The organism is Paenibacillus senegalensis JC66 (assembly GCF_000285515.1).
In the GTDB taxonomy this organism is placed as follows: domain Bacteria; phylum Bacillota; class Bacilli; order Paenibacillales; family NBRC-103111; genus Paenibacillus_L; species Paenibacillus_L senegalensis.
The window spans coordinates 282,563-296,737 of sequence record NZ_HE610960.1; the positions used below are offsets into that span (position 1 = coordinate 282,563).

The following is a 14,175-nucleotide window of genomic DNA, read 5'->3' on the forward strand; positions in this document are numbered from 1 at the left end:
ATTAACGAATTCAGCAGGGTTCTCCACTTCAAAGCAAACCAAATCTATTCTTTTTGTTAAATGAATCAATTCCTGAACAGCAATGACGTTTGGGACATTGATTCGTTCTTCCATTTTACCCCTTTTATTCTGGAAACTCTGTGGGTTTATTATATATTTGGTGTATTCTATGAAGACAATCAAGAAGTCACCAGAAAACGTTGAGCGGAATCTTTTCACACTTGCACATTGTAGCCGGGCTGGGCTTCAGTTGCCCATTTTTCATGTGATCTCCTTCATGCGCATAAACGTGGCGTCCGGATCCATTTTGGAGCAGCTGTTGCGATCGCCAAAGCAAGCTTTCTGGGTCTCATATTTGGCAAGTCGAGAGGTTCTTCTGGCGATTCCACTTCATATTCACCTGTTTCCTCGTGCGTGATGGTATGGATGTGCTTTAGCGTTGCCTGCACCTTTGCTTTTAGCTTTTCTTCAAAGCGCAGCGTCGATTTTTTCCACACAAAGGAATACTTATTGGTATCGGCTTCGATCTTCGTGCCATCCAAAAAGTATTGCTCCATCGTGATGTAGTTGTTCTCTTGTTCAATTGAACAAATCAATCTTTAACAGCGATCGGAGACCCCTCTATCCCGCAGTGGTCACCTCATTCTTCAATCAAAAGCCGGAAGTCGTAACCTGATTGCTGCTATACAACAAAAAACGGGGCGTCCAGTCGTCAGTTTTCACTGACTTCCTGCATTTATACGATTTGTCATACAAATCTCGGGTAATCACCCTCAATCCCCTGCGTTTGTACGATTTGTCATACAAATCTCGGGTAATTGCACTTCAATCCCCTGAATTTGTACGACGTTTCGTACAAATCACCGGTATTCGCGCTTCAACCCCATGCATTTGTACGACATTTCGTACAAACCGCAGACAACAGGCCCGCACAGCCTTCCACCCCCGCGAGCCTTGGCTATTTTCATGCTGGAGTTGTGCCTGAAAATTCAATGGCATGACCGTTTTAGCATACACTTTCGCAACAATTTCGCATACACTTTCGCATACAATTCGCCTCGTGTCCGCTGGCCTCAGGTTAGCTGCTTGGGGGTTGCTTATTCTAGCTAGCGGGCTATATCTTTTTCCGCTCATTATATCGGATCGAGGGGAAAATGTAGCCTCAAACCTCGACCGCTGTCAAGCCTTCCAGCATTATGCCGATCACCTCTTCATAGATTTGGGGAAACTGCGATATAGGCAGCGGATTAACACCTTGGCCCGCTTCTACCGTAAAGCCGGGGCGCCTGAACTCCAGGATGAACCAGTCTTTGTACCCTGCATCGCTGCCGGTCAGCCTGACTGGACGATAGCCGCTCACCTCGCCGAAGCGATTGGCGATCGTTTCCGCTTCCGGCGGCTCATAGTCACGATAATTCCAATATATCTCTCTTCCCTGGGTATGAAAGGCGATCACCAAATCAAAGTCCGTATTCCTCGTAAAGTTGGCCATAGTGATCGCTTCCGGCTCCGTCAGCGGAGCCGTGCCCGGATAATCCCTCGGTCCGGGACCCAGAGTAGGCCGGCGATCACGCTCTTCCTCCCAGAAGGCTGGATACTGGTCATTCAGATCCACTCCGCGGATGTTGGCTTTCCAGCCAGTAAAATCATAAGAACCATTGTTCCATTCGAGCAGCTGCCGGTAAAAGGGATGCTGGGAAGAAACCCCTTCCTGAACAAGCTCCACTCCATCGGGATTGACCATAGGCACCAGCCAAAGGGAGGACTGATTATATAAATCCACCGCGCTTCTTCCCCGGATAGTTCCACCCTGTGCATAAGCCGCAGCGTAATCCTCCAGAAATTTCATGATTAAGGGAGTCGTTATCCATTCGTTAGCGTGAAACGCCCCGTTGTAATGGACTTTTACGGGACCCCCTCCAATTTTAACAGCTGTGATTGGTTTGCCCATTACTGAATATCCGATTACAACGGTTTCTAAAAAAGGGTATCTCTCCCGAAGCAAGGCCAAATCCTCCTGCATTTCAGCAAATCCGTAGGGGCCCAACGGGTCGACAATAGTCATTCTGTTTCCTGCAGGAATCACAATGGTCTGCCCAATTTGCAGCGATTGCGGAACAACATTCGGATTGGCAGCGAGCAAATCCTGGATACTGACATTAAAGCGCCTGGCAATATAGTAAAAGGTATCTCCCGGCTGGATAACGTAGCGGTTAACCGGCCGGTCTGGAATTGTAATCACCTGTCCGGGGACTAAGTAGCTTCCATCACCCAGCTGGGGGTTGGCAGCCAACAATGCGGAAACCGATATTCCGTAGCGTCGGCCAATCCGGTAAAGCGTATCGCCTCTTTGCACCACATACGAAGATGGCATGAACGAACCTCCTGAACGTTTGGCTATATTCTATATGTATGTGGCTGCCATTGGCATCATGCTAAATGGGATCAGGCGCCTTTACAATGGCAAAAAGCCCCGCATCACAGGAACGCGAGGCCGCTTATTTTGCCTGACTTCAGCTGAACTGGGCAATTTGCCAGACTACGGGAGTTACTCTAATCTGCTCTTTCAGCCAAGCTTGAGTAATTTGCTGAAACAGCTTTGGATCCCCACTGCAAAAAAATTGGTGAATAGGCTCTTGTCCCTGCCGGGACAGCTGATTACGATGAGACAATAAGGCGCTGATCTCTCTGGCGGTTTCTTCAGCAGAGCTGATCAAAGCCACTGACGGACCCATGAAATCAGCGATTTCATCCGCAAGGAACGGATAATGAGTGCATCCTAAAATTAAACAATCCATAGGTCTGTCTTTAAACGGCCGCAGCACCCGGGCAACTTCATCCTGAGTGTGCCTGCCTTGGAACAATCCCTTTTCCACTAGAGGCACAAAGCTGGGGCAGGCTAGACTGTACACCTCTGTTTGCGGTGAAATTTCTTTCAACGCCCGGACATAGGCGCCGCTTCGGATTGTCCCCTCGGTACCAATGACACCCACCGCACCGCTGCTAGTTGTTTTGATAGCGGCCCGCACACCTGGAAAGATTACGCCAACGACCGGAATGTTCACCATGGAGCGGATATCCTCCAAAGCGACCGCTGTTGCTGTGTTACAGGCAATACAAATCATTTTCGGATTGAACTGCATCAGATATCGGACGATTTGATAAGTAAATAATTTGACTTCCTCGGGAGTACGCGGGCCATAGGGCGCTCTAGCCGTGTCTCCGAAATAAATGATTTTCTCCTGGGGAAGCTGGCGCATCACTTCCTTGACTACGGTCAGCCCTCCAACCCCGGAGTCCAGTATGGCTATCGCTTGCTGCACATTTATACGCTTCCTTTTCTGTAAGTTAGTTTGCAGACTATATGTATAGAGTATGAACGATACCGATTAAATGTACGGGGAGCTGCTGATTCCCAAGCAAATAATTGGAAATTTCTTCATGATCTCCACGATTATTCGTCTGCCGCCGCTTTGCGAAGAAACAGCTGCAGAATGGCAATCAGCACAAACGCGACTAAGGCAAGAAACGGTACCGTTATGAAACCAAACCAATCCAAAGCATCATAAGTACAAGGCACAGGTCCGCAGGTGCCCCCCTCACTGAACAGCGGCGTTTTCTGCATTAAATAATGGTACACAGAAAAGCCTCCTCCAATGATAGTCAGCGGCAAAGCATATCTATAAATTCGGTAATCTTTTTTAATACTGGCGACGGCAAATAAAAGAACGAGCGGGTACATAAAGATCCGCTGAATCCAGCACAGCTTGCAGGGCTCGTACCGTAAAATTTCAGATAAATATAAACTTCCCGACGCAGCCACCAAGGCGATCAAAAAGCTGAGCTGATTTCCGTTGTTCAGAACGAACCTTCTCCAGTCCATTCCTCCATTCCTCCATTTCTGCAAGCAAACTTATGAGTATAAAGTATCTGCTCCGCCTTTCGGATGAGCCCGACAATTCCAAGCTTACCAGATTCCGTTGAAACCCACAAACTTTCATAGAAAACGACTCCGAACTTTCATAGTAAACGACTCCGAAACTAGAATTGTTAAGCTTATTTATCTGTTAAGAAAAAACCATTGACAGATAGGCCAGACTGCTGTATCGTCTATTCTGTTAAACGTTATCCTCGTTAGGTGAGGCTCCTGTGCTGGAGATATGCTGCTGCCCAAAAATGTCCAAAGACGCCAATGGGTCAACAGAAACTATCGACATAAGGTAGTTTTTAATGTAGCTGGCTGCAAGCCTATGCCGCACAGTGCTAAAGCTCTACGACTGGAGGGGCTATTTTGCATGCCGGTGTGTGAAAACACCGTATAATTTGTGTGCAAGCACCTTCCTTCAAACAAGGTGCTTTTTTGTATTGCTGCTAAGTCCTAAATTATTCCTTAAGGAGGTGGTGCAGAATGGACAGTTACCCCGAACCCAGGCCGGAAGATCGACGAACCGTTACGGGTCATGACCCGTGTTGGATAAATGAAATGGAGGGGCTTTATTCTGCACCTGTATACTTGCATACGGAATGAATAGGTTCTCCTCGCAACTAAGAGGAGGTAGCAAAATGAACAGATTGAATGTCAAAAGAAGAAAAGAATATAAAAAGCAAGTTGTTGAATTGCTGATCAAGAGAAGAAGAAGAGTGTTCCGGGAAATGTTCTTGGAGCTGCATCCTACTGATCAGGTAGAGATGTTTCACTCTCTGGATAACATCCTGCGCAAGCAGGTCATTCTCTTTTTAAATCCTGAGGAATTTGCAGAAATCTTCCAGGGGCTTGATCCTGAGGATCAACGGGCTGCTTATGCGGAGCTGGGAAGTCCTTATGTGATCTCCATGTTCAATCATATGTCTGCTGATGATGTTGCCGATTTTCTGGCTCAGCTGGAAGCCGGAGAAACGCAGGCCATTCTCGCGTCGATGGATCAGGAGGAAGCGGAGAGAGTCATTGAGCTGATGGCTTACGCTCCCAAAACAGCCGGCGCTATTATGACTAAAGAGTTCATCAGCCTGGAAGCTTCTTCACTGACCAAAGACGTAATTGAGGAGCTGCGCCAAACAGCGCCGGAAGCGGAGACCATTTATTATTTGTACGTCGTCGATGCAGAGCAAAAGCTCGTTGGCGTCATCTCCCTGCGGGACTTGATCATTGCTTCCCCGCAAGCCATGATTCGCGACATTATGAGCACACAGGTCGTGTCCGTTTCCGAATGGTCCAGTCAAAAGGAAACCGCTGATCTGATTAAAAAATACGATTTTCTCGCCGTTCCAGTGGTGACTAATGAGGGGCGGCTCGTCGGGATTATTACTGTAGACGATGTTATCGATGTCTTGGAGGAGGAAACGACGGAGGATTTCGGCGAATTCACAGCTTCGCGCGGCGCAACGGATCTGACGCTAGGCGCCTTTACCGCGGCCAAGAAGCGCGCTCCCTGGATTATTATTCTTATGTTTTTCGGGCTGGCTACTGCCGAGCTGATCGGGCGCTTTGAGGAAACCTTGCAGCAAATCGTTCTCTTGGCGGCCTTTATGCCGCTAATCATGGGGACGGCCGGAAATACCGGCACCCAATCTCTGGCCGTTGCCGTTCGTGGTCTGGCTGTCGGAGCGATAGAAAAAAACGGAGTGTGGAAAATAATAAAGCGGGAATTCGGCACCGGACTCTTGCTTGGGCTCGTTTGCATGGTTGTGCTGATGGGGATTATCGGACTCTTCTATCAAGGCAATTGGCTGCTTGCGCTCATCGTCGGGGTTTCCTTGTTCTGCGCTTTAAGCATAGCGGCGGTAATAGGGGCAACGGTCCCCTTGATCATTAATAAGCTGAAATTTGATCCGGCCATTGCTTCCGGACCGTTTATTACCACTTTGAACGATGTGCTTGGGTTGCTGATCTACTTTTCCATCGCCACCTTGCTGCTGGGCAGCTTGTAATCAGCTGTCTCTGCCTACTGGCCTTTCTGCGCACTATTGCGCCAGCTTGCCAATTGTGCCAATTGTGCCTTCATTGCGCTATTGTAGCTTCTGTGCGCTATCGCGCCAGTTGTGGCTTCTAGCTCTATTGTGCCCACTCGATCACACTCGATCACACTCGATCAGCTACCAACAGCAGCTGTTTCGTATCACTCGGCCAGAAAAGTCGTAATGAAGGTGAGCTTCTGTCGTTTAATCGGCATTCAAAAAGTGAGCAAGGAGCATGTTTCGGTATACAGCAGTTTTTGCAGCCCGATTGTTGTCCGCGGTAGTCCAGAATGCGGCTCATTTTTGTCCATTGCAGCTAGTTTGCTGTCCATTGTAGTCCGAGTACGGCTCATTCTTGTCGGTTCAAATTCTAACGCTCGCCACCGTCCCTATTTTGCTTCAGATAGCGGTTTTTCAGGCTTGTTGTCACAAATAAGAGCAAGGACGAGCGTTAGAAATAAAAATACAGTATTTTCGCATGAATAAGAGCGAGGGCGAGCGTTAGCGCTGGACACAAGCTGAACAAGTCGCGGGCGCCTTGCGCAGCTGCTCGCTGAACAGCTCGCCCGGCGCATTGTTTCACTAAAAAAAGCGCCAGAGGCCATCGCCCCCGACGCTTTGGTTCACATTACTGAGCTTCTTCGCTTTCCGGTTTTTCCAAGGCCAGTATTTGATCTTGCGGATCGGTTTCAGTTACTGCATCAGTTACTGTTTCTTTCGCAACAGCGACTTCCTTACGCGTTTCTCTCCAAGCTTTTACGTCTTCCGCAACCGAGTTGGCCACGCCTTTGGCCTTATCGATCAGCTCAGAGGTCTGGGCCCCCACTTGCTTCGCGATGTCCTGAGTTTTGTGACTGACCTCAGTGGCTATTTCCTTAGTCTTTTGTCCGATCTGATGAGCCTGTTCAGAAATATCCTGACGCAATTCCTTACCGGATTTAGGTGCTAGCAGCAGAGCGGTAACTGCGCCTACGATACTCCCTACTATAGCTCCTACCAGAAAATCCTTGCCATTTCCGTTTCCTTTTTCAGACATTTGTCATCTCTCCTTTTCATCTACAATATGTGCTTTTCTCGCTTTAATTTGCTGTCGCCATGCGTACCACATTTGTGCGCCTGCAGCCGTCCATTCAATCAAATCCATCAGCCGAGGGGTGGACGAAACCTTACCTTGCTCTCTGGTCGTGGAATTCCGCGTGGAAGATGTCACAGCGCTGGATACTTGGCGAACCGTGTTGGTCACTTGCTGCAATGCCTCACCCGTATGGCCAATCGATTGGCAAAGCGGGTCAAGCGTTCGCAATTTGGCATGAATATCATTTGTTACTTCTTCGCTCGTCTTCACCAAGCGGACCGTTTCTTCTTTCAATACTGTCAGATCATTCTGCACCTTCTGCAAAGTACGGTTAGTTTCGCGTAATGACTCCTGAGCCGCTTGAAGTGTGCGAACTAAGAAATAGACCAGGACCACGAAGCCGACAGCAATGACGACCACGCCTACCTCCCACCAGTTCAATACTACTCCTCCTTTTGTCAGGATAAACCTGGGACAGATGCCTATAGTCTACTCATAGTATAAGAGAATTTCAATCGATTTGACACAAAAAAGGGAGAAAAGTTGAAAAAAAGACAAGGTTTTTCTGGAAATCCAGGAAAATCCCATTTTTCGCGTATTCCTATGTATTCATTACCCTGTTTTTACTATTGTGAAACACCGCCTGAAATTCTGCCCTTAATCTATAAGAAGGTTGCTATATCTGTATGGTGACTTCTACCTGATATGATCAGCTTTTCCCGCTCTGTGCTTCTTCTGCTCCGTGATCAGCCTCTCCCGCCCTGTGCTTCTCTCGCCCTGCTATCGATTTCTTCCGCTCCCGGATCAGCCTCTCCTGCTTTGGGATTGACTTTTCCTCTTTTTAATCCGCGGGATTAACGGTATAATGACTGCATATCTCTAGCGAGCGGAGGAACAAGCTATGAAGTTGGAAGAAGGTTTGCAGCAAGTAAATCATACTCGGATTATCGCAATTGTAAGGGGAGTTGAAGAGGCCCGGATTCTGGATACAGCCAAGGCGCTCCTCGACGGCGGCGTTTCCGTAATGGAGGTCACTCTTAACACGGAAGGAGCACTGTCCATGATCGCCAAGCTGCAGGAGCAGATGGGCGACCGTATGTTTATCGGGGCGGGAACTGTGCTGGACTCAGATGACGCCAAGCAAGCCATCAACGCCGGGGCTTCCTTCCTGGTCAGTCCCAATACGGATGAGGACATGATCTGCTATGCATCAGATCAGGAAATTCCTGTCTATCCGGGGGCTATGACACCAACCGAAATCGTTAAAGCATGGAAGGCTGGAGCTGCCGCTGTTAAGCTCTTCCCAAGCGCAAGTCTCGGTCTGCCTTATCTGAAAGAGCTGTTGGCTCCCCTAGACCGTATTCCTATCATTGCTGTCGGAGGCGTCCGTGAAAATAATATCCGCAGCTACCTCGAAGCCGGCTGCTACGCTGTTGGCATTGGTGGCTCGCTCATTGATAAAGCAGCCATCGCCAGCGGTGAGTATGCAATGATTACTGCGAAGGCTTCCGCTCTGATGCGGGAAGTCCGAGCCTTTCACCAAACGGGAGCACGCTAATGTGCAAAGTCTACTTACTTAAGGAGTATGTTTGAATGGACAAGCTGACCTTTCTGGGCACCGGAGATTCCATGGCTGTGCCCAGAGTTTATTGCCGCTGTAACGTGTGTGAGGAAGCGAGAACGAGCGGGATTAACCGGCGATTGCGCTCGTCCGTCCTGGTAGAGAGCCATCATGAGCACTTTATGATTGACTGCGGCCCATCTTGGAGAGAACAAATGGAACAGCAGCAGCGAACCGATCTGGATCATTTGCTTATAACCCATGCTCATTACGATCATATCGGCGGGCTGCCGGAATATGCCGACCTTTGCCGTTGGCTTCGCAAGAAGGGAAACGTCTATGCTTCGCCGGAGGTTATTGAGCAGCTTCGCACCATCTACCCTTGGCTCGAAAACAATGTAAGCTACCATCCCGTAGACGGTCACCTGAATCAGTGGGGCTGGTCGATTACCTGCTGGAAAGTTTCCCACGGTCATAATGGATTTTCCTACGCATACCGTTTTGACAAGCCGGATTTTGCCTGGGCCTATTGCCCGGATTCCATCAATTTAAGCGCCAAGGAAAAACGTCCGCTTTACGAACTCGATCTTCTCATCCTGGGAACAAGTTTTTATAAGGAAGAGGCGCCTTTTCATTCCCGCTCCCTATACGACATCGTCGAAGCCCTGGAGCTGCTTAACGAAATCCGGCCCGCCTATACCTGCTTTACCCACCTGTCGCACGGAATTGACTGGAGAGAAGATTACGGGCTTCCGCCTAACTGCCGACTGGCTAAAGAAGGACTGAGCCTGCTGTTGGCCAAATAAAATAACGCCGCACCCGCCAAGTGAATCATAGCTTGCAGCAAGTGTTCGTGCTTTGCGGGAGAATCCCGGAAACCGTTAATTTCTTTAACAAAACAAAAACTCTGATGACAGGAGTCAATCAGAGTGAATAATGTATTTGCACTTCCGGCCGCCCTTCGTCAGGCATTCGGTTCTTTCCACACGCGTCCCCAGCAAATCCTCAAACAATGCCTTCTCGCACCGGCAAGCATCCTGGTACTGCTTGGCCACTTCCGCGATTGGACAATTGTATTCCTCCAATACATAATGCCCTTGACGATCATGTTCCACCTTAACCATATAGCCGTTCTCGTCTTGGATTTTGGCGAGTGTCTGGACTTTATCCTCCAGGCTCCTGCCGTCCAGCTGCGGACGGTATTTCTTCAGCAGCCTCTGTTTGCGCGAATCAAATAACCGGCTGACCATCGCTTCGCCCTCTTCGGCATCAAGCTCACCCAATAAGTCCAAAGTCAATATGTGGTAATTTTTAGGAAATAAATGATCGGCTTGATCGGAAAGCGAATATAATGTCATCGGCCTGCCCATAGGCTGACGGGACAACTCGGTTTGCAGCAAACCATCCCGCTCCATGACTGATAGATGACGGCGTACAGCCATCTCGGTAATGCCCAATTCTTGAGCCATGAAGCTGACGCTGATTTTCCCGTTTGTTTTGAGCAGGTTCATCAGCATTTGCCGGGTGGATTGTTCTTTCTGTGCGGCCATTTGTCCATCACCACCTGTTATTTAACATTCTAACGTATTACAGGTGATTAGTAAATTAACAACTAAAGGGACTGCCCGGCCGCCCCAAGCTCACGCTCGATAAAGCTTTGCGCTGAAGCGGCAAACTGCTCAAGCAAGCCGGGCAGCCGCTCCAGATGAGGCTTCAAAGCGGAGCGGTCCAACTCAAAGTAATTCTGGACCAATGGCTTTCTTAACTTGACCAGCTCAATAACAGGTTTCCCGACCTCTTCCGGGAATACCTTCTCCCCCAGCAAAATTTCAACAATGTCTTCATAACTGCTGGCGTCTCTCATTAAAAATCCATCAATCATCAGGCTTCCAATATCGGTTATATTTTCGATCGCCAGGTGAAGAAGCCGCTCTTCTGCCAGCCGCTTCAAGGCATGACTTCCGTCCTCATCGGCTTGGCCTATGACTTCCCTGGAAGCCTCGATCAGCCCTGCCATGAATGCAAAGCGGGCATTTAATTGTTCACGGTTAATATAGTACATGTAAGGCTGCCTACTTTCCTTTTCTTTTTTTCCTCCGGCTCCAAACATACAAGATGATGAAGGTCAGCGGGAGCAGTAAAATAAGCAACATCGCCTGCCCCAGATATTCCATATTCAAAGCGGTCATCTCCTAAGTAGGTTTCAAAATGCCTAGCTCTCTTGGGCAAACAAGGCAGGAGCCTGCGCTTACGCCCGGCTCATCTGCTTGCTATAGGCCCAATGGTTGGTCGGTCCATGACCGGATCCCAGCCCCAATTCTTCCTGAATCGCGAGCGTAATAAACTGCTTCGCCAATCGTACTGACTCGTGCATGGACATCCCCTTGGCAAGCCCTGATGCGATCACCGACGAGAAGGTACATCCGGTTCCATGGGTATGTCTGGTTTCCAGTCTTTCCCCAGGAAGCAGATGACATTCTGACCCGTCAAAAAAAACATCCGTCGGAGGCCCGGAAGCATGGCCGCCTTTCACTACAGCCGAACGAACTCCGATCACTTCAACCAAGTATTTCGCCGCATCTTTCATTTGCTCCAGAGAAGCAACCTCTCTCCCCGTCAAAACTTCGGTTTCCGGCAGATTCGGAGTTACGACAGCTGCCAGCGGCAGCAATTTGCTTCGCAACGCCATAATAGCCTCTTGGGCCAACAAGGACGCTCCCCCCTTAGCCACCATAACCGGGTCGACAACAAGCTTTTCTATTTTGTAATGAGACACTTTGTCGGCTATAAGATCAATGACTTCCGGCTTGGAAAGCATGCCTGTTTTGACGGCATCGGGAGTAAGATCCGTCATAACGGCATCCATTTGCTGGTTAATCCCCTCTAAAGAGACGTCATACACTCCATGAACCCCAAGAGTGTTCTGGGCCGTGATTGCCGTTATGACGGACATGCCATACACCTCGAGCATCTGGAAGGTTTTCAAATCAGCTTGAATTCCGGCTCCTCCGCCACTATCCGAACCCGCAATCGTTAAGGCCTTAGGAATGAAACTCATGATACGCCTCCTCAAGTCCGTCTTGCTGGTTTTTCCTCAATTCGCTTATATTTGCTTATAAAACTTACTTTCTTCAGTGTAGCCCTCGGGCTTATACAGCGTCAAGCGGTGATACAGTTTCGCCACAATTGAAACACTCACGCTATTCCTTTAACCCGGCTAGCATTAATTGCCTGCCAGCTTAGACAGCAGCGCCCAGCGGCGCTCGGATTTCTTCTTGTACTTCGGCAGCCCGCGATAAATATCCAGAGCCTCTGCAAATGCCTGCTTCGCCTCCTGCTGTCTGCCCATCTCCATATACAGCTTACCTAAGCGGTAATAGGCCTCGCAGGAGGAAGTGTGGACATCTTGAAACTGCTCGAGGTAATGCAGAGCTTTATCCGGCGCCTTATCCGCAAAGGCTTTCCCGAGGTGCAAATAAGGCTCCCCGTAGCGCACTCTCGGATTCAGCTCCAAACTAGTGAGCATGTGCTGCTCTCCGCGTTCACTTTGACCGATCTGCAAATAAGCAAGGCCCAGCCCGAAGTGGACCTCGGCCGAGTCTTCCATCTGATGCAGTATGGGCTCCAAATACGCAAGAGCTTCCTCGTATCTTTTCTTTTGCAGCAATAAATTTGCCAGTTCCAGCTTGGAGCTGGTATTGTGTGACTGCAGCTTCAGCTCCTGCTTTAATTGGTTGATTTTTCGGCTTTGCTTGAATGGCTTGGAGATACTGGGAAGCAGCCCGATAAACCTGCGATCCAGGAAATAGAGCACGGCCAGAAGGATCAGCAGGGCAATAATTGGGTTCCCAATCAGCCACCAGAGCAGAGCAAATACAAAAAAACCACGCAAGGGGCAATACCTCCCATATCTTGAAATGAACAGTACCGCTTCTTTTTACACCCGGCTCAAAATCCCGTTATAACCGGCGGACAACCTCAACCTCTGCCTGAGTGTCACCCATTTGATCTACAATCTGATTATAGGAAGCGGAAGTGTGGAAAATGCCTCCGTTCTGCTCGTAAAACGATGCTGTCAGCTTATACAGGCCGTCTGTCGTCTCTGTCCACTCGGCATGCCCCATAGGATGATAGCCGCGCATCCTTTCCCATCCTAAATAATTTTGATGACCGTTGGATTCCAGCAATCCCATCTTGAGGCCAGGCAGCGGCTTCAGCCTGGAGGCGACCATTTTGTTCCAGTCTACCATCCATGGGCTTGCTGTCAAATCTGCGCAGAAGCACGGAATATCTGCATCGTAGGCTGCTTTCGCGACTCTTAGGGAGAGGCTTAATGTTTTGGCCACCGGCTTCAAGGCAAATGCACCGTATCCCAAACGAATTCGCTCTATCGCATCTTCAACGCTGTGTACACTCTCGTCCGCAGCAACACGAACGGGCAGATCGGATACGTCCTCCAGATTCTCCTCGTCAAAAGGCTCTTCAAGCAGCAGAATCTGCTCCAGCGCCCCGATCGCTTTGGCATAATCGAGTAAAGCCTGAACTCTTTGCTTGCTGTCATAGCGGCAGTTCAGATCCAAGTAGTAAGCTATTTTGCCATTATCGGTATGCTTGCAGGAACGGTCTTTGGCCAGCTGATGCACCTTTTCCAGCTGCCTGCAATCCCACTCAAGCATCTTGTCCTGATTGCCGTCCTTGTCGGGGTCAGCCCCAAGCTTAAGCTTTAAGACGAAATAGCCCTGGTCCAACAGCTTCAAAATTTGCTCATCACTCATCCCATAGCTGACAATCGGTGTGCTCGCCAATGTACTATGATGAACAGGCAGCGCTTCCGCAACTTCTTTCGGAATCAGCTTATCAAATTCGGCGGCCGGCGCCTGCTTTGCATAAAGCTGCCATGCTGCAAAATCCAAAGGCACGAGTGCGTTCAAGGCAAATGTCAGCCGGATTTTGCGGTCGATTAACGAGCAGCCCTCTTCATGAATCGGTCCGGCCAAATGATCCAGAAGCTCAAAAGGACTGCTCGCTTCCTGATGTTTTCTCCCCAATTCTACCGCCTTGGAGGTCAAAGCCGCCATCAACTCATTGCCGCGCTCATTGCCTAATTCGGCAAAGAGTCCGGAATCCGACCAAAGCACGCTCTGTACTCCGAGACCTATGCCGCTTTGTCCCTTCTCATTTTCTAGCCTAACGATAGACTGCCATAGCTCATCAACATAGCCACCCTTGAAGCCAAAAGGAGAGATCAGTTTTTCTTTCATTATGGTATGCGTGCCTGCGATCCATTTCAATTTCATGAACTACAACAACCTTTCTTCTATCAACTTGTATGATGCCAGCCTAAAGCCGTACAGCAAAAGGTTTTGTTTTTGCATCGGCTGCTGCATCCGTTAATTCCCTATGGGTCTTATAACAGGATAGCTTGCTAAGGCAGGATGCATTTGCCTGCGCTAGTCGCCTACACTAGCTTGCCTGCGCTAGTCGCCTATGCTAGCTTGCCTGCGCTAGCTTGCCTGTGCTAGCTTGCCTGCGCTAGTTGCCTACGCTAATTTACCTAGCTCTACACTAGTTGCCTGCGCTTGTT

The 14,175-nt window shown here is 49.2% G+C and carries 13 protein-coding genes, 1 pseudogene and 1 riboswitch; of the genes and pseudogenes, 3 read left to right on the plus strand and 11 right to left on the minus strand.

Features of this window, described 5'->3' with window-relative positions; genetic code table 11:
• Positions 1-241: 241 nt before the first annotated feature.
• The 4 genes and pseudogenes from PSHG_RS31880 to PSHG_RS16880 all read right to left on the minus strand — a co-directional run.
• A pseudogene (locus tag PSHG_RS31880) lies at positions 242-545 on the minus strand (IS5/IS1182 family transposase); the annotation flags it as partial.
• A gap of 617 nt (positions 546-1,162) precedes the next feature.
• The gene (locus PSHG_RS16870) at positions 1,163-2,374 is read right to left on the minus strand and encodes a M14 family metallopeptidase (RefSeq protein WP_010275028.1); all 1,212 of its coding nucleotides are present in this window, start codon (positions 2,372-2,374) and stop codon (positions 1,163-1,165) included.
• 139 nt (positions 2,375-2,513) lie between these two features.
• Positions 2,514-3,323, minus strand: coding sequence for a glutamate racemase (gene racE, locus PSHG_RS16875; RefSeq protein ID WP_010275032.1), 810 nt, complete (start codon positions 3,321-3,323; stop codon positions 2,514-2,516).
• A gap of 131 nt (positions 3,324-3,454) precedes the next feature.
• Positions 3,455-3,883: a disulfide oxidoreductase gene (locus PSHG_RS16880; protein ID WP_010275034.1), complete on the minus strand. Its 429-nt coding sequence runs from the start codon at positions 3,881-3,883 to the stop codon at positions 3,455-3,457.
• Positions 3,884-4,123: 240 nt separating this feature from the next.
• A riboswitch (M-box (ykoK) riboswitch) is annotated at positions 4,124-4,290 on the plus strand.
• A gap of 273 nt (positions 4,291-4,563) precedes the next feature.
• On the opposite strand from PSHG_RS16880, the gene mgtE reads away from it, so the two are divergent.
• A complete protein-coding gene (gene mgtE / locus PSHG_RS16885) occupies positions 4,564-5,928 on the plus strand; it encodes a magnesium transporter (protein ID WP_010275039.1) in 1,365 nt (454 codons plus the stop codon).
• Positions 5,929-6,583: 655 nt separating this feature from the next.
• On the opposite strand, the gene PSHG_RS16890 is transcribed toward mgtE, so the two are convergent.
• Together PSHG_RS16890 and PSHG_RS29475 are read right to left on the minus strand one after the other, a co-directional pair.
• On the minus strand, positions 6,584-6,991 hold the full coding sequence (locus tag PSHG_RS16890) for a YtxH domain-containing protein (protein ID WP_010275041.1): 408 nt from the start codon (positions 6,989-6,991) through the stop codon (positions 6,584-6,586).
• 3 nt (positions 6,992-6,994) lie between these two features.
• Positions 6,995-7,471 carry a DUF948 domain-containing protein gene (locus PSHG_RS29475; protein WP_010275042.1) on the minus strand — a complete coding sequence of 159 codons (477 nt, stop codon included), beginning with the start codon at positions 7,469-7,471 and terminating at the stop codon, positions 6,995-6,997.
• 460 nt (positions 7,472-7,931) lie between these two features.
• Here PSHG_RS29475 and PSHG_RS16900 point away from each other — a divergent pair, with 460 nt between their 5' ends.
• The gene (locus PSHG_RS16900; RefSeq protein WP_010275044.1) at positions 7,932-8,588 is read left to right on the plus strand and encodes a bifunctional 4-hydroxy-2-oxoglutarate aldolase/2-dehydro-3-deoxy-phosphogluconate aldolase; all 657 of its coding nucleotides are present in this window, start codon (positions 7,932-7,934) and stop codon (positions 8,586-8,588) included.
• Positions 8,589-8,623: 35 nt separating this feature from the next.
• The gene (locus tag PSHG_RS16905) at positions 8,624-9,397 is read left to right on the plus strand and encodes an MBL fold metallo-hydrolase (protein WP_010275046.1); all 774 of its coding nucleotides are present in this window, start codon (positions 8,624-8,626) and stop codon (positions 9,395-9,397) included.
• A gap of 114 nt (positions 9,398-9,511) precedes the next feature.
• On the opposite strand, the gene PSHG_RS16910 is transcribed toward PSHG_RS16905, so the two are convergent.
• From PSHG_RS16910 to PSHG_RS27925, 5 genes are all read right to left on the minus strand, one after another.
• A complete protein-coding gene (locus tag PSHG_RS16910; protein ID WP_010275048.1) occupies positions 9,512-10,141 on the minus strand; it encodes a helix-turn-helix transcriptional regulator in 630 nt (209 codons plus the stop codon).
• A gap of 62 nt (positions 10,142-10,203) precedes the next feature.
• The gene (locus tag PSHG_RS16915; protein WP_010275050.1) at positions 10,204-10,653 is read right to left on the minus strand and encodes a DUF86 domain-containing protein; all 450 of its coding nucleotides are present in this window, start codon (positions 10,651-10,653) and stop codon (positions 10,204-10,206) included.
• 186 nt (positions 10,654-10,839) lie between these two features.
• Positions 10,840-11,649 (minus strand): bifunctional hydroxymethylpyrimidine kinase/phosphomethylpyrimidine kinase, encoded by an 810-nt coding sequence (gene thiD, locus PSHG_RS16925; RefSeq protein WP_010275055.1) that lies wholly within the window; start codon positions 11,647-11,649, stop codon positions 10,840-10,842.
• Between the two features lie 165 nt (positions 11,650-11,814).
• Positions 11,815-12,483: a tetratricopeptide repeat protein gene (locus tag PSHG_RS16930; RefSeq protein ID WP_010275058.1), complete on the minus strand. Its 669-nt coding sequence runs from the start codon at positions 12,481-12,483 to the stop codon at positions 11,815-11,817.
• A gap of 67 nt (positions 12,484-12,550) precedes the next feature.
• Positions 12,551-13,888 carry an enolase C-terminal domain-like protein gene (locus PSHG_RS27925; protein ID WP_010275063.1) on the minus strand — a complete coding sequence of 446 codons (1,338 nt, stop codon included), beginning with the start codon at positions 13,886-13,888 and terminating at the stop codon, positions 12,551-12,553.
• Between the last annotated feature and the right edge of the window lie 287 nt (positions 13,889-14,175).